Origin of the sequence: Neisseria perflava, from assembly GCF_002863305.2 — a bacterium.
In the GTDB taxonomy this organism is placed as follows: domain Bacteria; phylum Pseudomonadota; class Gammaproteobacteria; order Burkholderiales; family Neisseriaceae; genus Neisseria; species Neisseria perflava_A.
On the sequence record NZ_CP136962.1, the window covers coordinates 477613 to 499588 of the forward strand.

The 21976-nt window shown below is 50.2% G+C and carries 22 protein-coding genes; 12 read left to right on the top strand and 10 right to left on the bottom strand.

Going from position 1 to position 21976, the window contains the following annotated elements; genetic code table 11:
• The first annotated feature begins 8 nt into the window (after positions 1-8).
• The 10 genes from rsmA (at position 9) to greB (ending at position 8003) form a co-directional block, all read left to right on the top strand.
• On the top strand, positions 9-788 hold the full coding sequence (rsmA, locus tag CYJ98_RS02140; RefSeq protein WP_101755096.1) for a 16S rRNA (adenine(1518)-N(6)/adenine(1519)-N(6))-dimethyltransferase RsmA: 780 nt from the start codon (positions 9-11) through the stop codon (positions 786-788).
• 7 nt (positions 789-795) lie between these two features.
• A complete protein-coding gene (locus CYJ98_RS02145) occupies positions 796-1119 on the top strand; it encodes a hypothetical protein (protein ID WP_101755097.1) in 324 nt (107 codons plus the stop codon).
• Complete coding sequence (locus CYJ98_RS02150; protein ID WP_101755098.1) at positions 1119-1847, top strand: amino acid ABC transporter ATP-binding protein; 729 nt, start codon at positions 1119-1121, stop codon at positions 1845-1847. Before CYJ98_RS02145 ends, CYJ98_RS02150 begins: the two co-directional genes overlap by 1 nt.
• A 63-nt stretch (positions 1848-1910) precedes the next feature.
• Entirely contained in the window at positions 1911-2270 is a 360-nt protein-coding gene (locus CYJ98_RS02155; RefSeq protein WP_003747228.1) for a hypothetical protein, read from the top strand.
• 4 nt (positions 2271-2274) lie between these two features.
• Positions 2275-2727: a protein YgfX gene (locus tag CYJ98_RS02160; RefSeq protein ID WP_101755099.1), complete on the top strand. Its 453-nt coding sequence runs from the start codon at positions 2275-2277 to the stop codon at positions 2725-2727.
• Positions 2728-2765: 38 nt separating this feature from the next.
• A complete protein-coding gene (folC, locus tag CYJ98_RS02165) occupies positions 2766-4049 on the top strand; it encodes a bifunctional tetrahydrofolate synthase/dihydrofolate synthase (protein WP_101755100.1) in 1284 nt (427 codons plus the stop codon).
• 13 nt (positions 4050-4062) lie between these two features.
• Complete coding sequence (ftsN, locus tag CYJ98_RS02170; protein ID WP_101755101.1) at positions 4063-5211, top strand: cell division protein FtsN; 1149 nt, start codon at positions 4063-4065, stop codon at positions 5209-5211.
• Positions 5204-5737, top strand: a complete 534-nt coding sequence (locus CYJ98_RS02175; RefSeq protein WP_101755102.1) for a CvpA family protein — start codon at positions 5204-5206, stop codon at positions 5735-5737. Before ftsN ends, CYJ98_RS02175 begins: the two co-directional genes overlap by 8 nt.
• Before the next feature lie 152 nt (positions 5738-5889).
• Complete coding sequence (purF, locus tag CYJ98_RS02180) at positions 5890-7437, top strand: amidophosphoribosyltransferase (protein WP_101755103.1); 1548 nt, start codon at positions 5890-5892, stop codon at positions 7435-7437.
• A gap of 74 nt (positions 7438-7511) precedes the next feature.
• A complete protein-coding gene (greB, locus tag CYJ98_RS02185; RefSeq protein WP_101755104.1) occupies positions 7512-8003 on the top strand; it encodes a transcription elongation factor GreB in 492 nt (163 codons plus the stop codon).
• Between the two features lie 88 nt (positions 8004-8091).
• Here the strand turns inward: greB and CYJ98_RS02190 are convergent, their stop codons facing one another.
• From CYJ98_RS02190 to argB, 5 genes are all read right to left on the bottom strand, one after another.
• Positions 8092-8799 (bottom strand): SIMPL domain-containing protein, encoded by a 708-nt coding sequence (locus tag CYJ98_RS02190; protein ID WP_101755105.1) that lies wholly within the window; start codon positions 8797-8799, stop codon positions 8092-8094.
• Between the two features lie 112 nt (positions 8800-8911).
• Positions 8912-9403, bottom strand: a complete 492-nt coding sequence (locus CYJ98_RS02195) for a DUF1841 family protein (RefSeq protein WP_101755106.1) — start codon at positions 9401-9403, stop codon at positions 8912-8914.
• A 101-nt stretch (positions 9404-9504) separates the two neighbouring features.
• Positions 9505-9780, bottom strand: a complete 276-nt coding sequence (gene ftsB, locus CYJ98_RS02200; RefSeq protein WP_003679613.1) for a cell division protein FtsB — start codon at positions 9778-9780, stop codon at positions 9505-9507.
• Positions 9781-9803: 23 nt separating this feature from the next.
• Complete coding sequence (gene eno, locus CYJ98_RS02205; RefSeq protein WP_101755107.1) at positions 9804-11090, bottom strand: phosphopyruvate hydratase; 1287 nt, start codon at positions 11088-11090, stop codon at positions 9804-9806.
• A gap of 262 nt (positions 11091-11352) precedes the next feature.
• Complete coding sequence (gene argB, locus CYJ98_RS02210; RefSeq protein WP_101755108.1) at positions 11353-12240, bottom strand: acetylglutamate kinase; 888 nt, start codon at positions 12238-12240, stop codon at positions 11353-11355.
• Positions 12241-12414: 174 nt separating this feature from the next.
• On the opposite strand from argB, the gene CYJ98_RS02215 reads away from it, so the two are divergent.
• Positions 12415-13545, top strand: coding sequence for a M14 family metallopeptidase (locus CYJ98_RS02215; protein WP_101755109.1), 1131 nt, complete (start codon positions 12415-12417; stop codon positions 13543-13545).
• Positions 13546-13619: 74 nt separating this feature from the next.
• Positions 13620-14480: a prolipoprotein diacylglyceryl transferase gene (lgt, locus tag CYJ98_RS02220; protein WP_101755110.1), complete on the top strand. Its 861-nt coding sequence runs from the start codon at positions 13620-13622 to the stop codon at positions 14478-14480.
• Positions 14481-14557: 77 nt separating this feature from the next.
• Here the strand turns inward: lgt and trkA are convergent, their stop codons facing one another.
• From trkA to CYJ98_RS02245, 5 genes are all read right to left on the bottom strand, one after another.
• Entirely contained in the window at positions 14558-15970 is a 1413-nt protein-coding gene (trkA, locus tag CYJ98_RS02225; protein ID WP_101755111.1) for a Trk system potassium transporter TrkA, read from the bottom strand.
• 94 nt (positions 15971-16064) lie between these two features.
• Entirely contained in the window at positions 16065-17516 is a 1452-nt protein-coding gene (locus tag CYJ98_RS02230; protein ID WP_101755112.1) for a DASS family sodium-coupled anion symporter, read from the bottom strand.
• A 212-nt stretch (positions 17517-17728) separates the two neighbouring features.
• Positions 17729-18982: a complex I 51 kDa subunit family protein gene (locus CYJ98_RS02235; protein WP_101755113.1), complete on the bottom strand. Its 1254-nt coding sequence runs from the start codon at positions 18980-18982 to the stop codon at positions 17729-17731.
• On the bottom strand, positions 18979-20607 hold the full coding sequence (locus CYJ98_RS02240) for an FAD-binding protein (RefSeq protein WP_101755114.1): 1629 nt from the start codon (positions 20605-20607) through the stop codon (positions 18979-18981). The genes CYJ98_RS02235 and CYJ98_RS02240 overlap by 4 nt, the downstream gene beginning before the upstream one ends.
• A complete protein-coding gene (locus CYJ98_RS02245) occupies positions 20607-21245 on the bottom strand; it encodes a 2Fe-2S iron-sulfur cluster-binding protein (RefSeq protein WP_070735107.1) in 639 nt (212 codons plus the stop codon). Before CYJ98_RS02245 ends, CYJ98_RS02240 begins: the two co-directional genes overlap by 1 nt.
• Positions 21246-21976 lie beyond the last annotated feature (731 nt).

Consider the following 21976-nt stretch of genomic DNA (forward strand, 5'->3'; position numbering starts at 1 on the left):
AGAAAGATATGAAAGAACATAAGGCCCGGAAACGCTTCGGGCAGAATTTTTTGCAGGATACGCGGATTATTAGCGATATTGTCAACGCGGTCAGACCGCAGCCCGATGATATTGTGATTGAAATCGGCCCGGGCTTGGTCGCCATTACCGAGCCTTTGGCGAAAAAACTCAATCGCCTGCATGTTTGCGAAATCGACCGCGACATCGTACGCCGTCTGAAAACCTTACCGTTCGCAGATAAATTGGTGATACACGAAGGCGATGTATTGCAGTTTGATTTCAACAGCATTGAAGGCAAGAAAAAAATTGTCGGCAACCTGCCGTACAATATTTCCACGCCACTTTTGTTCCGATTGAGCGAAGTGGCAGACGATGTGATCGATATGCACTTTATGCTGCAGAAAGAAGTGGTCGAACGTATGGTGGCGCAGCCGAAAACCAACGACTATGGCCGTCTGGGCGTAATGCTGCAATATTTCTTTGATATGGAAATGTTGATTGAAGTACCGCCCGAGTCCTTTGATCCTGCGCCGAAGGTGGATTCGGCCGTTGTGCGCATGATTCCGGTGAAACACCGTATCGGTAAAGCAGAAGATTTTGAACATTTTGCCAAACTGGTGAAACTGGCTTTCCATCAACGCCGCAAAACCATACGCAATAATTTGAAGGAACTTGCCAGCGATGATGACTTGCAGGCAGTCGGTATCAATCCGCAGGACAGGGCAGAACACATTGCCGCTGAGAAATATGTGGAATTGAGCAATTATCTGGTTCAAAAGGCCGTCTGAAACAGTGATGGCAATTTTTAAGCAACCTCCTATTCAATGGGGGGTTCGGGGTGATTCATATTTGTGGCGCGAGTTGGCACAGTATTTTTCCGGTAAGGATATGCCGCCGGAGTGGCACCGTTTTGAAGCAGCAATTATCGGCGCAGTTTGGGTATTGACCGGGCATCGTCTCGATAGGGAAGAGCAATTTAAAGTCAATCGGTACAATCAAGGCGGAATCTCAGGCGGTATAGTTAGTTGCCGTTTTTGGCTTGAAACGGCCATTCCTTTGCTTTGGCAGCGGCAAGCGCAACTCAAGCCCCGAAAATTTTGGCAGTTTGGAAAGAAATAATGATTAAATTCAAAAATGTACACAAACATTTTAAAGACTTGCACGTTATCAACGGCGTGAATCTGGAAGTCAAACAAGGCGAAGTGGTCGTTGTATGCGGTCCTTCGGGCAGTGGCAAATCGACGCTGATTCGTACGGTAAACCAACTTGAGCGCATTGAAAGCGGCGAGATTTGGGTGGACGGCATCAATGTTGCCGATCCGAAAACCGATTTGAACAAAGTGCGTGAAGAAGTGGGTTTTGTGTTCCAAGGGTTCAATCTGTATCCGCATTTGACTGTCTTGGAAAATATTATTCTTTCTCCGATGAAAGTGAAAAACCAAAGCCGTGAAGAGGCGGAAAAGAAAGCGATGGAGCTTTTGGAACGCGTCGGCTTGGCGCATAAAAAAGACGCGCTGCCCGACCAGCTTTCCGGCGGTCAGCAGCAGCGTGTGGCGATTGCACGCGGTTTGGCGATGGAGCCGCGCGTGATGTTGTTTGACGAGCCGACTTCCGCGCTTGACCCTGAAATGGTCGGCGAAGTATTAAAAGTGATGAAAGACTTGGCGGAAAGCGGCATGACCATGATGTGCGTAACCCATGAAATGGGTTTTGCGCGCGAAGTCGCCGACCGTGTGATTTTTGTCGATAAAGGCCAGATTCTGGAAGATGAAACGCCGGAAGAATTTTTTACCAATCCGAAACATGAGCGTGCCAAACAATTCCTGCAACAGGTGATGACACATTAAACTCGGGCCGTCTGAAATTTCAGACGGCATGATCGGTTTGAATGATTTTGAAAGTTGAAAATAATGTATTTTGTTGACCGTACTGCTGTTGTGCTGAAGCCGACCGCCCGTTTTTTGGAATGGCTGAAATCCGCCGATGAAAATATGCCCGACCTGACCGTCGAGCAATTGCGCACCAACTGTTCCGTATTCCTTGTGCCGCAATTTGACGAACCCGAATCCGTCATTTCCTATTTTGACGAACGCTACCAGCAGATTTTTGAAGCCGAATTGGCCGGCTGGGACATCGATAAAAGCAAATGGCCGCAAGACATGAGCTTGAAGGCTTTTTGGGAATTTTTCGATACCGAAATCCACGATATGGTTTTGGATATGGAAGAGGCGGAATTGAACATTACGCCTGTTTTCGACAATATGATGTAAAGCCGTGAGAAGTTTTCAGACGGCCTTAAAGCCCTCGCTTTCTTTGAAAATTCTGATTGTCTTCTTACACCTTTCGGCGTTGGTCTTATGCCTTGCAGAGTTTTACGGCTGGATGATGTGGCTGGGTTTGGCGGCATTGGCCGGCAGTTTTGCCTATGCTTGGCGCAGCGTTAATTTTCAGGCTCAAAATGCGGTCAGGACAATCATCATCGACCGCCAATACCGTGCGACGGTTTACTTGAATGGCGAGGAAGAGGGAAGAAGCGCGGTTTTGCAAGACAGCAGTATGTTGACGGTTTATGCTTTGTTTTTACAATGGGATGTTGACGGAAAAATGGTTAAACACTGCATCTTGCCCGACATGACCGACCGCGATGCCTACCGCCGTCTGAAAGTGTGGGCGCGCTGGTGCCGTGAAAAAGAAGACAAAGCAGAACTTGCGGCAGATATGGATTAAACGGCTGTTTCAGACGGCCTTTTGAAGCGATAAATACAATGAAAACATTACAAGACTGGCTGTCTCATTTGGAGACTGCCCATAGTTCCGGCCTTATCGATATGGGCTTGGAACGCGTGGGAGAAGTGAAAAAACGCATGAATTTGGTGCCGCAATGTCCTGTCGTGGTGGTGGCGGGTACCAATGGCAAAGGCTCCGTATGCGCCTATTTGTCGCATATTTATAAAGAAGCCGGTTTTAAAGTCGGTACGCTGACCAGTCCGCATCTTCTGCGTTATAACGAACGAATCGCCATCAACACTCAGCCGGTTTCAGATGAATTGATTGTTTCCTCATTTGAGCGTATCGAAGCGGTGCGCGGTGAAATTTCTCTGACGTATTTTGAGTTTAATGCTTTGGCTGCCGTCGATATTTTCATGCGTGAAAATGTGGACGTAATGATTTTGGAAGTTGGTTTGGGCGGACGATTGGATGCTGTGAACGTATTCGATGGCGACTGCTCGGTTATCACCAGCGTGGATTTGGACCATCAGGCATTTTTGGGCGATACCGTTGAGCAGGTCGGTTTTGAAAAAGCCGGAGTGTTCCGTAGTGGCAAACCAGCTGTGTGCGGTCAGAATCCTGCGCCTGAATCATTGGTCAAACACGCAGAAGAAATTGGCGCAAAACTGTTGATGGTTCAGCGGGATTTTGATTTTGCGTCAATGGAAAGCGTGCAGTGGAACTACCGCTTCCATCCGCAATCTTCAGACGGCCAAAGCCGTAACCGCAATTCCTTGCCGTTTCCTGCTTTGCGCGGTGCCTATCAGTTGTCCAATGCCGCGTGTGCATTGACGGTGTTGGAGTGTTTGAATAATCAGCTGCCCGTTGACATCGGCGCGATTAAACGCGGTTTGCTGTTGGTTGAGAATCCTGGACGTTTCCAAGTTTTGCCCGGCCGTCCGCTGGTGGTTTTGGATGTCGGCCACAATCCGCACGCAGCACGTGCTTTGCGCCGCAGCCTGATTAACCTTGCCTTTGCACAAAAACGTACCGCCGTATTCAGTATGTTGTCCGACAAAGATATTGATGGCGTGCTGGAAATCGTTAAAGATCAGTTTGACGAGTGGAACATCGCGCCTTTAGATGTACCGCGCGGCATGACGATAGAGGCTTTGCAGGCCAAACTGGCTGAACACGGCATCGACAATGTAAATGTTTTTGAAACTGTCGCTGCTGCCTACCGCGCTGCTTTGGCTAAAGCAACCGAAAATGATAGAATCGTTGTTTTCGGCTCATTCCATACTGTTGCCGATGTAATGGCTGTTTTGAAAGAACACTAACGAGGAAATTATCATGTCCGACAATAAACAAAAAGAAACTCCAAACGGATACGATTTAGACGGTTACGAACAACTCAAACGTCGCAACCGCCGTCGCTTGGTCTTAGCCTCCGGCTTGGTGGTGGCATCGGGTATGCTGTTCGGTCTGGCACTGACTTCCGGCGACGATAAAAATTCACCGTTTAAAGAAGCACCTGTCGGTCAGAGCCAAGTCAAAACGGCTGATGAGCCGAGCAATGCCGTTGTTTTAGAGCCGAATAAAGAGGATGTTGCGATGGCTGAAGAAGCAGCCCGCCATGCGGATGCCGAAGCGCAAAGCAAACCTCAAAATGCCGGCGACGAAGAAGACAATGCGCCGGTTGAAGTATTGAAGCCAAACCGTGAGTCTGCTCCCGAAGATGTCGGCGAGCCGTTGGTTTTGATTAATGATACTTTGGATGACGGCAATATTAAAGGTTTGGAAGAGTCTGAGCGTATTCAACGAGCTGAGGCCGCCAAACGCGAAGCTGCGGAGCGCCGAGCCGAAGAACGCCGCCAACGTCAGGCTGAGCAACGTGCTGCTGCTGCCCGTAAAACACAAGCCCAACAGGAAGCTGCCGAGAAAGAAAACGCATTGGCAGCTAAAAAACGCGCACTTCAAGCGCGTGCTGAAAAAGCAGAGCGTGAAGCCGCTGCCGAACGCAATAAATTGGCACAATTGGAAAAAGCAGAGAAAGCCATTGCCGAGCGTAAATCTGCCAAAAACAGCAAAGACAGCGTAAAAGACAAGGCCGAACCTGCCAAGAAAGCAGAAGCCAAAGTTGAAAAACCAAAAAATGAAAAAGCTAAACCAGAAACGGCCAAAGCAGAAAAAGCCGATAAGGTAAAAACTGCCGAGAAGCCGTCTGAAAAAGCCAAGCCTAAAGCTGAAAAAGAAACAGCAGAAGCCAAGCCTGCGAAAAAAGCTGCCATTCAGGCTGGTTATGCTGAAAAAGAACGTGCGCAAAGCCTGCAACGTAAAATGAAAGCCGCAGGTATCGACTCGACCATTACTGAAGTGATGACCGATAAAGGTAAGGTGTATCGCGTGAAATCAGCCAGTTATAAAAATGCACGCGATGCAGAGCGCGATTTGAACAAATTGCGTGTACATGGCATTGCCGGTCAGGTGACCAGTGAGTAATTTGCCTGTTGCCGATTTGTTGGCTGCCGCTGTCATCGTCATCTGCATCATTATCTCGTTGACACGGGGTATTATTGCCGAAGCAGGGGCGATGGTGGCCTGGGTGGTATCGTTTATTGCAGCCAGAACGCTAGCCGTGCCGTTTGCCGATGTGGTCTTTAAATCGGTTGAGCCGCATTCCTTGGCGGTTGCGATGGGTTTTGTCGCTGTGTTTTTTCTGGCATGGCTGTTGCAAAAACTGGCACGATCACTGTTGAGCAGTTTGATGTCTGCCGTTGGTTTAGGAAGCATCAACCGTTTGCTTGGCGGCGTATTCGGTGCAGTGAAAGGTGTGATTTTGGTGACACTGGCAGTGATGGTTTTTTCACACACTGATTTGCCGAAAACGGAAGAGTGGCAAAGTTCACACACAATTCCATATTTTGAATCACTTGCCGATGTTGCGATGCCTTATCTGCCAGGGAAAGATACCGCAATGCCGCATCTTTCGGGTAAAGCAGCTGAAGTAGAAGAATTGGATGATTGAGTTTGACGGATTCAGACGGCCTATGGGTCGTCTGAATCCGTTTTTATTTGTGTAAATTTGACATCATATTGTCAACAATCTGAGCAAACTCATCTAAATTATTTTATAATGACGGCTTACCCATTTAATCTTCAAACTCGGAGAAGCACGATATGTGTGGTGTATTAGGTTTGGTTAGTCATGAGCCGGTCAATCAGATGTTGTATGATGGTTTGCAGATGTTGCAACACCGTGGTCAGGACGCAGCAGGTATTGTTACTGCCGAAGGCAATATATTTCATATGCACAAGGGCAAAGGCATGGTGCGCGAAGTGTTCCGCACCCGCAATATGCGCGACTTGGTCGGTAATGCCGGCATCGCGCATGTCCGCTATCCGACTGCAGGCAATGCGGGCAGTAGCGCAGAGGCCCAGCCGTTTTATGTCAGCTCACCATTTGGCATTGTTTTGGCGCACAACGGTAATCTGACCAATACTGAAGAGCTGTATGAAAACGTATGCAACAAACACCTGCGCCACGTTAATACCAGCTCCGATTCTGAAGTCCTACTCAATGTATTCGCACACGAATTACGCCGCGAAGTCTCTAAAAATACAGCCCCTTATCAACTTACCATCGACAATATTTTCAACGCCGTTTCCGAAGTACACCGCTTGGTGCGCGGCGCATACGGCGTAGTAGCCATGATTGCAGGATACGGCATGCTGGCTTTCCGGGATCCTTTCGGTATCCGTCCATTGGTTTTGGGTTCGCAAATTGACGAATCCGGCAAAAAATCTTATGCTGTTGCCTCCGAATCCGTTGCCTTTAATGCACTTGCCTATGATTTGGAACGCGATATCCAGCCGGGCGAAGCCGTATTTATTGGTTTTGACGGCACGATTATTTCCCGTCAATGCAGCGATAAAGCCAAATTAAGCCCTTGTCTTTTTGAATATGTTTATTTTGCCCGCCCAGACTCCGTCATCGATGGTGTTTCCGTTTATCAGTCCCGTATGGATATGGGCGTATCTTTGGCAGAAAAAATCAAACGCGAGCTGCCTGTCGATGATATCGATGTCGTGATGCCGATTCCTGATACCAGCCGACCCAGCGCGATGGAGCTTGCCGTTCATCTCGAAAAACCTTACCGTGAAGGTCTGATTAAAAACCGCTACATCGGCCGCACCTTTATTATGCCCGGCCAAGCAACACGCAAAAAATCAGTGCGCCAAAAACTCAGCCCGATGGAAACCGAGTTTAACGGCAAAAGCGTTTTGTTGGTGGATGATTCCATTGTGCGCGGTACGACCAGCCGTGAAATCGTTGAAATGGTACGCGCGGCAGGTGCGCGCAAAGTCTACATTGCTTCCGCTGCTCCCGAAGTGCGCTATCCGAATGTGTACGGTATCGATATGCCGACCCGTGACGAACTGATTGCAAACGGCCGCAGCGCAGCAGAAATCGCAGCCGAGATTGGCGCAGACGGTATCGTCTTCCAAAACTTAGAAGACTTGGAAGCAGTAGTCAAAGCACTCAATCCAAAAATCGAATCCTTTGATTCTTCATGCTTTAATGGTGTCTATCAAACCGGCGATATAGACGAAGCGTATCTAAACCGTCTCTCTACCGAAAAATCAGGTTGTGGCGGCTTGAAAGTTTATCCAAGTAAAATGGAACACAGCATCAGTATCAGCGATAGCGATGATGATGAAGAATAAAGTAAATTGACTTACAATAAAGGCCGTCTGAAAATTAATGTTCAGACGGCCTTTAATTATGTTTTAGACACATCATGAGTACCGAAACTAAAAATTACATCACGCCTACCGGCTGGCAGGCATTGAAAGACGAACTTTATCACCTGGTCAACAAAGAACGCCCGGAAATCGTCCAAATCGTTAACTGGGCGGCAAGCAATGGAGACCGCAGCGAAAATGGCGACTATCTTTACGGCAAACGCCGTATGCGCGAAATCGACCGCCGTATCCGCTTCCTAACTAAACGCTTGGAAGCTGCCGTCGTCGTCGACCCTGAAGCGCGTGAAGCCACGGATCAGATTTTTTTCAGTGCCACCGTTGGCTTATTGCGCGGAGACGGTCGTGAACAAACCGTCAAAATCGTCGGCGTAGATGAAATCGATACCGCTAAAAACAAAATCTCATGGATTTCCCCTTTGGCGCGCAGCCTGATTAAAGCACGCGCAGGTGATGGAGTTGTCTTGGATACACCGGAAGGACGTGAGATTATAGAGATTTTGTCGGTGGAATATATTAAGATTGACTGATTATGCGTGAATAAAGCAAGTGAAGCTACAAAAGGCCGTCTGAAAAATATACTTTCAGATGGCCTTTAAAATGATTTAAAAGAAAATCCTACATTTGCACCGAGCCGTTGACGGTCAGGCTGATTTCTTCTGAACCCGGAGAGGCTGGTACGCCATCTTCTATTCCTGCAGCCACTTCTGCAGCAGGGATTGCGCGCAGCATTTTGGCGTGTGCAAAGTCGCCGCCGACTTGGCGGTTGCCGATGTGGCCCAAGTTGAGTTTAACGATTTTGTAGCTGGAGAAGCCGAGCGTTTGGGTGAGGTTTTGGGCGCGGTCTTTGAAGCGCAGGATGACGGCTTTGCTCAGTTGGTCGACGGTTTCTTCGCGTTTTTCTTTGGATACGGAAAATGAGGAACTTTCCAAAACGGCGATATTGATGCTGTCGGCAATCAGGCGGTTGAGTGCTTCAAAGTCTTTGCTTTCTACTTTGAAGTAGGCGTGTTCTTCCCAGCCGGTTTGGGTGCGTTTGCCGTTGGTGTATTGATAGCGCGGGGATGCGTTGCGCTCCATCAGCTCGGCTTTAAATTTGCTGTTTTGGGAGATTTTGTTGAACTGGTTAAATTTTTTCATGAAGACTTGGTTGACGGCTTGACGGTCTTTGCCTTCTGCGTTGATGCTGAAATGTGCGGTCATGGTATCCCGCGACACTTCCATGTTGGCGGATTCGGAAAATTCAACGATGTTGTAGTTGAGGCTTTCTGCTGCTACGGGTAGAGAGGCAGCTAGCAGTAGGGCGGTAAGGGCTGGGCGGAGCATTTTGGTTTTCCTTGTAATGCGGATTTTAAAAAAATAATTTAGCATGCAAGATGGAAACGTTGGCTTTGACAAGCGTAAGGATTTGTCTGGGTTGAGGCCGTCTGAAAAGAAGTTACTTTGTATCCATCAAGCCGACTTCATGGGGATTGAGGCGGGCTTTTTCTTCTTGGCCTAAGCCGACCAATTTCCGCAAGCGGGTCATGTAGGCATTGACGTCAAGGCCCCGTCCGTAGCGTTGTGCTTCCCAGATGGTTTCTGCCAAGGCTTCCATCATATCGTGTTCGGCTTTGACCCAGTCGCCGTTGTAACGGGCGCAAAGTTGTTGGTGGATGGCACGGATGCCCGGGGGCTGGTCGATGGCGCTTTGCTCTTGCAGGGAAAGGTGTAGCGACATATGCAGGAATGGGTTGCTTTCACCGTCTTCAGGCAGCCATTCTTTATCTAAATATTGTTCGATGTCTTCGAGATAGTGTCCGTATTCGGGATGGGCTTCGATGATGCGCAAAGCTTTTTGTTGCAGGCCGTCTAATTGGATCGGCGCGAGCCTGTGTTGCCAGACGTGGGCAAAGAATCGGCGGACATCGTGGGTGTTTACGTCATACATGATGGGTGTGATTTGATTTTGGGATATGTGATTATATAGCGATTGCGATAAAAAAGGCCGTCTGAAAAATATGTTTTCAGACGACCTTTGTTTTGCAGGGTTTAGCGGCGGTCGATGATTCGGTAATACACTTCGCCGTCTTGGACATAGCCCAATTCGACACGGGCAATTTCGGCAATGGCCTCTTGTCCGTGTGCTAAGTCTTCAACTTCCGCATTGAGGAAATTGTTGCGTAAAGTGAGCGTTTGGTTTTTTTCCTCCTGACGGACGAGCTGCTCCTGCAATTCTTCCGTATGTCCGACGCTGCCTTTACCAAACCAAAGGCTGTACTGACAGCACAAAAGTGCGAAGGTTAAAACAAAAGTTACCCACTTCATACAATCAATATCCTATATTCTGCTTATTTGCCCAGTTGGTAAAATGCGGCTTTGCCAGGGTAGTAAGCGGATTCGGCCAATTCTTCTTCAATGCGCAACAATTGGTTGTATTTCGCCATGCGGTCGGAGCGGGACAGGGAGCCAGTTTTGATTTGCATACAGTTGGTAGCAACTGCCAAGTCGGCAATGGTGCTGTCTTCGGTTTCACCGGAACGGTGGCTCATTACGCTGGCGTAGCGGTTGCGTTTGGCCAAGTCGACGGCTTGCAGGGTTTCGCTCAATGTACCGATTTGGTTTACTTTAACCAGCAATGCGTTTGCCACGCCTTTTTCGATGCCTTCGGCCAAGATTTTTGGATTGGTTACGAACAAGTCGTCGCCGACCAATTGAACTCGGCCGCCCAATTTTTCGGTCAACAGTTTCCAGCCTTCCCAGTCGTTTTCGTCCATACCGTCTTCAATGGAAATGATTGGGAATTCGTTAACCAGGCCTTCCAAGTATTCGGCAAATTCTGCGCTGGTGTAAGAGCGGCCTTCGGCTTCCAAGTGGTATTTGCCGTCTTTGTAGAACTCGCTGGATGCGCAGTCCAGGGCGAACAATACGTCTTCGCCAGCTTTGTAGCCGGCGGCTTCTGTGGCTTCCACCATCAATTGCAGGGCTTCTTTGTGGCTGTTCAGGTTAGGTGCGAAACCGCCTTCGTCGCCGACGGTAGTCGGGAAGCCTTTGCTATCGCACAGTTTTTTCAGCGCGTGGAAAATTTCGGCACCGCAACGCAGGGCTTCGCGGAAAGATTTTGCGCCGACAGGCATGATCATGAATTCTTGGATGTTCAGGCTGTTGTTGGCGTGTTCGCCGCCGTTGATAACGTTCATCATCGGAACCGGCAGAGCCATTGGGCCTGCGCCGCCCAAGTAACGGTACAGTGGCAGGCCTGCATCTTCAGCGGCCGCGCGTGCTACGGCCATAGAAACGGCCAAAGTAGCGTTGGCACCCAAGTTGCCTTTGTTTTCAGTACCGTCCAATTCGATCATGATTTGGTCGATATAAGATTGTTCGCTGGCATCGATGCCGATGAGGGCTTGCGCGATTTGGTTGTTAACGTGGTCAACGGCTTTCAATACGCCTTTGCCCAAGTAACGGGATTTGTCGCCGTCACGCAGTTCCAAAGCTTCTTTTTGACCGGTTGATGCGCCACTTGGTACGGCTGCACGGCCCATGACGCCGGATTCCAACAATACGTCACACTCTACAGTAGGGTTGCCGCGAGAGTCTAAGATTTCGCGTGCAAAAATATCAACGATTGCGCTCATGAATATCTCCAAATAGGATGGTAAAAGAAAAGTAGCTTTGTTACGTTTCAGATGGCCTTAAGGATGATTGCCAAAGTCTGATGAATGCAGCCATTATACCGTCTTTGCCGGGCATGGCATCGGCGTCGGTATGAAACCGACTGTAAGTTTGTTTCACGTCAATATCGCTCAAACAAACATAAGCCGTGTAGTGTAACATTTTTTACCCTTTTTAGGGTGAAAAGCTGATTAAATCAGGCATAAGGCCGTCTGAAACAACGGATTAGCCTTCGCCCAAAATCATTGAGCCTACGCCGTCATCGGTCAGTACTTCCAAGAGCAGGGCGTTGGGAACGCGGCCGTCTATGATGTGCGTGGCTTTGACGCCGCTTTTGGCGGCTTCGACGGCGGAGGCAATTTTAGGCAGCATACCGCCGTACAGCGTGCCGTCTTCAATCAGTTCGTCAATGCGGCTTGGCGTCAGGGTGGTCAATAATTTGCCTTCTTTATCCAGTACGCCGGGGATATTGGTCATCATCAGCAGTTTTTCGGCTTGAAGTTTTTCCGCCAGTTTGCCGGCAACCAAGTCGGCATTGATATTGAACGCTTCGCCGTTTTGTCCTACGCCGATGGGTGCGATGACAGGGATGCAGCCGCGTTCGACCAAGCCTTCCACCAAACGGGTATCGATGTCCGCCACTGTGCCGACTTGGCCGATGTCCACGCCTTTTTGTTCGGGCGTATCGATCAGGAGTTTTTCCGCTTTGATGAAGTGGTTGTCCCGGCCGGTAATGCCGACGGCGCGGCCACCGAAGGTGGTAATCATGGAAACGATTTCTTTATTGACATGTCCACCCAAAACCATTTCTACGATGTCCATGGTTTCGCTGTCGGTTACGCGCATGCCTTGAACAAATTCTCCTTTTTTGCCGACTTTTTCCAGCATTTCATTAATTTGCGGGCCGCCGCCGTGAACGATGACGGGATGCAGGCCGATCAGTTTGAGCAGGACAACATCGCGTGCGAAACCCTCTTTTAAGGCAGGTTCGGTCATGGCGTTGCCGCCGTATTTGATGACGATGATGGAGCCGGAAAAACGGCGGATATAAGGTAAAGATTCGGCAAGGACGTGAGCCTTGATGGCAGGGGAGACAGATTGTTGCTGGGTCATGGTTTCAACCTTGTTTCATGATTTCGGCCTTTATCTTAATCCCAAAGGCCGTCTGAAACAATATTTCCAGGCGCTTGAAATCCTGTTAAATCAGTTAAATGGTTGAAACCAGCCTCATGCAAACGGTAAAATGACGGTTTGCTTCGGCCTCTTCGCCGATTACTAAGGATACCCATGATGAAAATCAGCACTCAATTCGATGCCGGTTCGGTCGTTGTCAAAGACTTGAGCAACCCTGCCGATATCCGTCTCGCCCTGCGTCCCGACAATGCTTCGGAGTTTGCCCAATGGTTTTACTTCCGTTTGCAGGGTGCGGCCTATCAAAACTGCGTGATGCATTTTGAAAATGCGGCGGACGCTGCGTATCCTTTGGGCTGGGAGGACTATCAGGCTTGCGCTTCTTATGACCGCCAAAATTGGTTCCGCGTGCCGACCAGCTATGAAAACGGCGTGTTGACCATCAACCATACGCCCCTGTCCAACAGCGTTTACTACGCCTATTTCGAGCCTTATTCCAACGAGCAGCATTTGAACCTTTTGGGCGATGCGCAGGGCAGCGGTTTGTGCCGTATCGACGATTTGGGCAGCACTGTTCAAGGCCGTGACATCAATCTTCTGACCATCGGCAATCAAGTCGAAAGCGACATGAAAGTTTGGATTATTGCCCGTCAGCATCCGGGCGAAACCATGGCGGAATGGTTTGTCGAAGGTTTGCTGGGCCGCCTGCTTGATCCGCAAGATCCGACCGCGCGCATGCTGCTTGACCATGCGACTTTTTACATTGTGCCGAATATGAATCCGGACGGTTCGGTTTTGGGCAATTTGCGCACCAATGCCGCCGGCGCCAACCTCAACCGCGAATGGGAAACCCCGACTTTGGAGCGAAGCCCCGAAGTCTTTACCGTCCGTGAAAAAATGATGGAAACCGGCGTGGATTTGTTCTTGGATATTCACGGCGATGAAGGTCTGCCGTTTGTCTTTGTGGCCGGTACCGAAGGCGTGCCGAACTACAACGAGCGCATCGAAGCCTTGGAAGACCAATTCAAACTTGCGTTGCTCAATGCCAGCCCAGATTTCCAAGACGATTACGGCTATGACAAAGATGCGCCAGGTCAGGCAAATATGACTTTGGCGACCAACTGGGTCGGCAATCATTTCAACTGCCTTGCCTATACTTTGGAAATGCCGTTTAAAGACAATGCCAACCTACCGGACGACGATTTCGGTTGGAACGGCCAACGCTCGCTGCGCTTGGGCGAGGCAATGTTGTCTGCAATTTTGAATGTGGTTGGCGATTTGCGTTAAACCATCCGACACCGCATATAGGCCGTCTGAAAGTTCAGGCTTTCAGACGGCCTTTGAGATAAGGAACACACATCATGATAATACATCCCCAGTTTGATCCGGTGCTGATCAGCATCGGCCCGCTTGCCATCCGCTGGTATGCCTTGAGCTATATCGTCGGCTTTATCCTGTTTACGATTTTAGGCCGTCGCCGTATCGCGCAGGGCAATTCTGTGTTTACCAAAGAAACACTCGACGATTTCCTGACTTGGGGTATCTTGGGCGTCATCTTGGGCGGCCGTATCGGCTACGTTTTGTTTTATAAATTTTCCGATTATCTTGCCAACCCGTTGGATATTTTCAAAGTTTGGGAAGGCGGCATGTCGTTTCACGGTGGCTTCTTGGGCGTGGTCGTTGCCATGTGGCTGTTTGGCCGCAAGCACAACATCAGTATCTTGAAATTGATGGATACCGTTGCGCCGCTCGTACCGCTGGGCTTGGCTTCCGGCCGTATCGGCAACTTTATCAACGGCGAACTTTGGGGACGAGTTACCGAACTCAATGCTTTCTGGGCGATGGGTTTCCCACAAGCGCGTTACGAAGATGCGGAAGCTGCGGCGCACAATCCTTTGTGGGCCGAATGGCTGCAACAATACGGTATGCTGCCGCGCCATCCGTCTCAGCTTTACCAGTTTGCCCTTGAAGGTATTTGCCTGTTTGTCATCGTTTGGATTTTCTCGAAAAAACCACGTCCGGCCGGACAAACGGCAGCATTGTTCTTGGGCGGTTACGGTTTGTTCCGCTTTATTGCAGAATTTGCCCGTCAGCCTGACGACTATCTTGGCCTGCTGACTTTGGGTTTGTCTATGGGTCAATGGTTGAGCGTGCCGATGATTGTATTGGGTGCGATTGGTTTTGTTTGGTTTGGCCGTAAAAACAGCGTTGCCAAAGCATAAATAAAACAATAAATAAAGGCCGTCTGAAAAGGTTTTCAGACGGCCTTTTTATCGCTTCAAGCAAACGGATTTCGGGTTTAACCAAAAAAGCCCATTTTGACTTGAATGAGTTTTTCCAGCTCCGGCAGGACGCGGCGGCGTGAGACGAAGAAGATAATGTGGTCGCCGTCTTGGAGGATGGTTTCGGTGTGGTGTCCCATGATGACCTCGCCGGTTGCGCCGCGGACGATGGCGGCGATGTAGCAGTCGCTTGGCCATTTGATGCCGCTGATGCGGCGGCCGACGATGGCGGAAGTGTTTTTGTCGCCGTGTACCACCACTTCGATGGCTTCGGCTGTACCGCGGCGCAAAGGATGGACGGCAACGACGTCGCCGCGGCGAATGTGGGCGAGGATGGAGCCGATGGTGATCAGATGAGGGGAAACAACGATATCGATTTTGTTACCCTCGAGTAAATCAACGTAGCTTGAACGGTTGACGATCGTGATTACGCGTTTGGCACCAAGGTTTTTTGCCAACAGGCTGGACATGATGTTGTTTTCGTCGTCGTTGGTCAGCGCGCAGAAGACGTCGATTTCGTCGATGTATTCTTCATCTAACAGGGTTTCGTCGGTGGCGGAACCTTGCAGGACGAGGGTGTTGTCCAGATTTTCGGCCAGCCATTCGGCGCGCTGGGGTTTGTATTCGATGATTTTGATGTCGTATTTGGATTCGAGCTGTTTGGCGAGGCGGTAGCCGATGTTGCCGCCGCCGGCAATCATGATGCGGCGGGTACGCGCTTCTTTCGGACGCAATTCGCGCATGATGGCTTCAACGCTGTTGATGTCGGCAGCAAACAGGACTTCATCGCCTTCAATGATGACGGTTTGCGGCGTTGGGACGATCAGGCGGTTGTTGCGGTAGATGGCGCAGATTTGGCAGTCCGCGCCTTCGAGCAGGTGTTGGTTGATGTCGGCAATTTCACGGCCGATCAGCAAACCGCCTTTGCGGGCTTGAACAATCACCATGCGCACTTTATCGTTGGCGAAACTGAGTACCTGCAATGAGCTGGTGTAGTTGAGCAGGCCGACGAGTTGTTCGGTAACCAGTTGTTCGGGGCTGATGGTTTCGGTAATGCCGAAGATGTTGAGGCTGCCTTCTTCGGGTTTGTCGCTGCCGGCAACCGGATATTCGAGGTATTCGCTTGAGCGTACGCGTGCAATACGGCCGGGGATGTTGAATAGGTCGGCGGCGATTTTGGAGGCAACGATGTTGGTTTCGTCACTGCGGGTCAGGGCAAGCAGGAGGTCGGAGTCCGCCGCGCCTGCCTGTTCGAGGGTAAAGGGCGATGCGCCGTTGCCGACGATGGTTTGGACATCGAGGCGGCTGCTGATACGGTTGAGTGCTTTTTCGTCGATGTCGATGATGGTAACGTCGTTGCTGGGAACGGAGGCAAGGTTTTGGGCGACAGTCGAGCCGACTTGGCCGCTGCCGAGAATAAGTATTTTCACGGTAATCGAGTGTGTTCGGTAAAAATGAAATTGTAACAAAAGGCCGTCTGAAATTGGAGTTTCAGGCGGCCTGATTTTTCAATCGGCTAAAGAATTACCAATAGCCCAAGGCTTTCCACCACAAGATGCCGACAGTGCTGAAAATCAGAATTTCGACCACGCTCATGATGAAGCCGGCTTTCCACCATTCGGTCATGGTCACATAGTTGGAGCCGTAAATGACAGGTGCAGAACCGGTGGCATAGTGGGTCAACGACATCATGATGCCGGTAGCGGCTGCCATAACCAGGGCAAACAGCATCGGTGGTGCACCCAATGCCAAGCCTGCGCCGTAGAATGCGCCAAACATGGCGGTAACGTGTGCCGTACCGCTGGCGAAAACGTAGTGGGCGTAGAGGTAGGCCAGCATCAACAGGGCGCAACCGGCTTCCCAACCCAAGCCCATGTGGGCGATACCACTTTGCATGGAGTCGGACAACCAGCTGATGAGGCCCAGTTTGTTGAGGAAGTTTGCCATCATCACCAAGGCCGCAAACCAGACGATGGTATCCCAAGCGCTTTTTTCTTTCAGCGCGTCGTCCCAAGTCAGTACGCCGGTCAACAGGCACAGGCTCAAGCCGAGGAAGGTGGTGGCGGTAGCGTCCACTTTCACGCCGAACAGCATTTCAGGAATACCCGCCCACAACAGCAGCAGAACCAAGAAAATACCCAGCATGATTTTTTCTTCACGCTTCATCGGCCCCATGGCAGCCAAATGCTCTTTTGCCAATGCAGTGGCGTTGGGAGTTTGTTTGATTTCAGGCGGATACAGGAAATACAGCACCAGCGGCATCAGCAGCATAGCAATCAGGCCGGGTACGACCATTGCCAAGAACCAAGTACCCCAAGAGAGTTGGATTTGCGAATTGGTGGCTTTGGCAACCAATTCGACCACCAGCGGATTAGGTGCGGTGGCGGTGATAAAAATCAGACAGGTAATCACATTGGAGTGGAAATTGACCAGTGAAAGGTATTTACCGATTTTGCCTTCCGTCCCTTTTTCTGGGTCGGAGTCGAAGCTTAAGGCAATAGATTTTATAATCGGATGCACGATGGCACCGCCGCGCGCAGTATTACTCGGCGTTACCGGACCGATGACCAAGTCGGCCAGCGCCAGGCTGTAACCAACGCCCAGCGTACGTTTGCCGAAGAGGGAAATCAAGAGGTAGCCGATACGCATACCCAAGCCGGTTTTCAACAGGCCGCGCGAGATGATGATGGCGATACCGATCATCCAGATGAGCGAGTTGTTGAGGCTGCTCAAAGCGTCTTTGGTTGCATCGGCGGCTTTTTCGTTGGTCACGCCGGTCAGTGCAACCAAGGTAATGCCCAAAATCGCCATTGCGCCGATGGGCATGGCTTTGCCGATGATGCCGGCGATGATGCCGACGAACAATGCCAAAAGATGCCATGCGTCAGGCGATACGCCTTGAGGAACGGGGATAACGAACCAGATAAGCAGCGTCAGCACAAGTGCGACCGCAGCAGGAATTGGCTTGAAGCCCATGTTGAATCTCCTAATTTGAGGATTAAAGAATTGGGAAATCGGTTTTCAGACGGCCTGAGTGTTGCTTAAGGCCGTCTGAACGTATTTTGGTAGGTTCGGAAGGTATTTTTCTTAATGGGTTTCTTTTCTATCTTGGAAAGAAGAGAAAGGGGGGCGGGTATCGTTTTTCAGACGGCCTTTACAGTAACAGGCCGTCTGAAAACAATACCGATTTACTCCTGTTCTTGCGGCAGGCCGTATTCTTCGGGGAAGGTGCGCAGCGAGCTTTGCAACACAGTAACCGCGCCGTCAATCAAACCGCAACGGCCGCTTCGTGGCAACAGTTGGCACAGGCTTTGCAAGGCGCGCAGGTCGTCGGAAGTACCGATGCCGGTGTCCACGCGGTTGAGCAGGCGTGAAAGCTGGAATGTGCCGCCTTTGCACGGTGGGCATTGTCCGCATGAGTTGGCAGCAAAAAACTCCACATATTCAGATACTTTACGCACCACACTCGTGCCTTCGGAAATCACAATCATCGCACCCGTACCGAGGCTGGATTTGCGTTCGCGTACGGAAACGAAGTCCAATGGCACATCCAAATCTTTGGCAGTCAGAAGCGTGTTTGACGGACCGCCGGTGAAGACGGCTTTAAACGTGCGGCCTTCAAGCATACCGCCGCCGTGATCGAAAATCAGTGATTTCAGCGTTGTACCCATCGGCAGCTCGTACAGGCCCGGGTTCAATACGTCGCCGGAGAGCGAGTAGAGTTTCGTACCTGCGGCATCGCCCAAACCCAGCGATTTGTACCATTCCGCGCCTTTGGCAAGGATTTGCGGAATATTGGCGAAGGTTTCGGTGTTGTTGATTAGGGTCGGTTCACCGTTGACACCGCTTTCGGCAGGGAAAGGCGGCTTGCGGCGAGGGAAGGGGAAACCGCCTTCCAACCATGAAATGACAGCGGTTTCTTCGCCGCCGATATAACGGCCCGAAGTTTCAACCAGCTGCAAATCCAAAGGTTTGCCCAAGTAGTTTTCAATGCGGATAAACAAATCGCTGTTTTTCCATTGCTCGATGGCCGGTGTGATGGAAGCGATGGATTCGGTTTGATGCGGATTGATGTACAAAATCGCTTTGTTGGCGCGGCAGGCAACGGCGGCAATCAGGACGCCTTCGATGACTTGGTGCGGCGTTTTTGCCAGCAAAACGCGGTCTTTAAATGTACCCGGTTCGTCTTCGTTGGCATTGCAGACGACGTATTTGTCGCCATTTTTGCTTTGGGCGGCAACGGCAGCCTCCCATTTGCGCCAGGTCGGGAAACCTGCGCCGCCCATACCGCAAAGATTGGCTTCTTGCAGTTTGGAAACAATGCTTTGAGGATCGGCAAGCGCCGCCAACAGGCCTTCGCCGCCGCCAACTTTACGCCATGCGGCTAAATCCGCGCCGACTTGGCGGGAAGGGTGCAGTAAGTTTTGATTGGCTTGATTCATGATTGTTGCTCCTGCAAACCGGCGTGTTCGCGCAAATCGAATTTGCCGTAGTCGGGATATAAAACGGGGGCTTTGATGTCGCTGGTCAGACCGGCGCGGGTCATTTCGCGTTGCAGATCGTGGACGTGGCCGACACCGCCGCGCACTTTTTTCAGCGGCAGGCCGCAATTTGCCGCGGCTTTACCGGCACGACGGCCGAAGCTGATGATGTCCAGAAGTGCGTTGCCCATCAGGCGGTTGCGACCGTGGATGCCGCCGGTTACTTCACCGGCACAATAGAGGCCTTCGACGCAGGTCGCGCCGTCGCCGTTGATTTCGATACCGCCGTTTTGATAGTGCAGGGTCGGATGAATCATGACCGGCTCAACGGCAGGATCAATGCCGCATTTGTGGGCAACGTGGCCGAGTGTTACCAAACGGTTTAATACGTCAGGGTCGTTAGCAATCAGGCGCGGGGTGTCGAGGAATACACCGACTTGTCCGTCGCGTACCACGCCACGGCCTTCGCGGCATTCGCGTAGAATCGCAGCGGCAACAACGTCGCGCGGTTGCAATTCGTCAACGAAACGTTCGCCCAAACCGTTGACCAGTTTGGTGCCTGCAGAGCGCACTGCTTCGGAAATCAGCGCGCCTGCCAAGTGTGGAGGGTGGGCGACGCCGGTTGGGTGGTATTGGAAAGAATCGACATCGCGCAGTTTGGCGCCGATACGGTAGGCCATCACCAGGCCGTCTGCAGTCGCGCCATAGTGGTTGGAAGTGGCGAAACCTTGCAAATGCAGGCGTCCGCTGCCGCCGGTTGCCAAGACCACGGCTTTGGCGTGAACCAATACCAAAGAACGTTTTTCCAAATCGTACAAAATCGCGCCGACGCAGCGGCCGTGTTCGTCCGACAATAATTCGATGGCGGGGTGACGGTTGAGCTGGGTGATGTTTTCGTCGAGTTCGACTGCCTCGCGCAGTACGCGCATCATTTCGAGGCCGGTAAAGTCGCGGTAGCTCAAAATACGCGGTACGGTCGTACCACCTGCTCGTTTGCGGCTCAACATGCCGTTGCTGTCCGCGCCTTTGGCAAGGTCGAAAGTCATGCCCAAGCCGATCAGCCAGCGAATGGCGGACGGCGCATCGGTAACCATTTGCGCCACCAATTCTTTTTTGCCTGCGTTGTGGCCGCCTTTGATGGTGTCGTCAAAGTGTTGTTGCAGGCTGTCTTCCGCGCCGACCGCAGCTTGAATGCCACCTTCGGCCATCACGGTATTACTGTCGCCGATACGCAGTTTGTTCGCCATGATGACGCGTGCGCCGGCTTCAGTCGCAGACAATGCCGCTGCCGCGCCTGCACCGCCACCGCCAATTACCAATACGTCAGTGTTCAAGTGTTCAGCACCCGACAAATTATAGTCGTCAATCAGAGGCTGACTGATTAAGAGTTTGGCCAAATCAGGATGGCAGTAATCGCCTTGGTTTGGGCCGATAGGCAGTTTCACACGTGCATTTGCCTGATAGTCAGGGTGAAATTGGCTCAGTAATTCGTTTTTTTCAGGTAAATCGCCGCGCAGCTCCAATGAGGACGCACGCAGGTTGGCAAGGGCAGTTTCGTAGTCTATGCCTTGGATTTTGTTAACCATTACACTGACTCCTCTTCAAATTCGACTTTCATTTTGCCGCTGTCGATTTCGCGCAGGCGGCGCATCAAATCCACAGGACGCAATGTGCGCGCCGCTTTCATACGGCGGGCGAACAAGCCCAAGTGGTTCGGACGGATGTGTTCAGGGCAGGAGAGGGTGCAGAGGTTGCACATCACGCATTGGTCAAAGGTCAGCGCAGCCGCACTGAAATCGCCGGAAACTACCTGCGCTACGCCGTTTTCCACTTGCAAACCTTTAGGACAGGCTCGATTACAGCCGCCGCAATGACGACAGTTTTGCGCTTCGGGGAAGGCTTTGGCGGTATCGTCCAACCAGTTCCAGCCGTCGCCAATCTCGCTTACGTCGTAATATTGGATATGCTCCGGAATAAAGTAGTCCAAGAAGCTGACCTGCATCCCTTCTTCGACTTTGGTTTCACACGCCAACGCAGTCGTTACCTCGCGCTCGCCTTCTTTACGAATCATGCAGCGGCAGGAACCGCATACGCCTTGACCCATGCAGCCGACGTTGGCAGTAATCGCATTGCCTGAACGTGCATAGGCTTGGATGATTGACGAATCGGCGGAAGCTTTGACTTCGTGGCCGTCTATGGTCAGGGTTAACAAATTTTCACTCATGATTTGTTCCTGTGAAATTGGAAGTTGGAATAGTGGATAATTTGGTTAATTGTATTTTTATTACATTTATTGCGTATGAGGAAAATATCCAAGTGATTTACTCGGAAATTCTTTTAAAATCAATGTTTATCTCTATAAGGCAAAGTGTATCAGAATTTGTTGAATTTGATGATAGGGAGGAATTGGTATTGCTTAAGGAGAAGATTGTAAACAAAATATGCCTATTATTTAGACAAATTAATCATTTATATTTGATTTTAAAGGTAAAAGAAAATTACCTTTTCAGTATATTTGCAAAAATAATCTAATATTTACTAGTAGAAATCATTATTATATCTTAAGGTTTAATATATAACTTATTGTATATATTAGATAATATTAATTTTGTAAACAAACGAAAAGGCTGTTATAAAATTTCAGAAAATTAAATAAGTTTGACATCCGTCAAGAAGGTTGAGGGAGGAAATGACATAAATTTTACAATTGTGTATCGTATTAAAAAATAAAATGGCCGTCTGAAATGGAGATGGTTCTCTTTTAAATACAGGTTACTAAATTGTTTACTTAGATGTGCAGGGCAAATATTTCAGACGGCCTGCAATAAGGTTATCGTTTAAAAATAATGTAATTTTATTTCTATGTAAGTGAATGGCCAGTAGATATAGGTTATCAATAACCAAGTGATTCAATATGTTATTAAATTCTATTTAAATCAATAAGGTATGAAAATG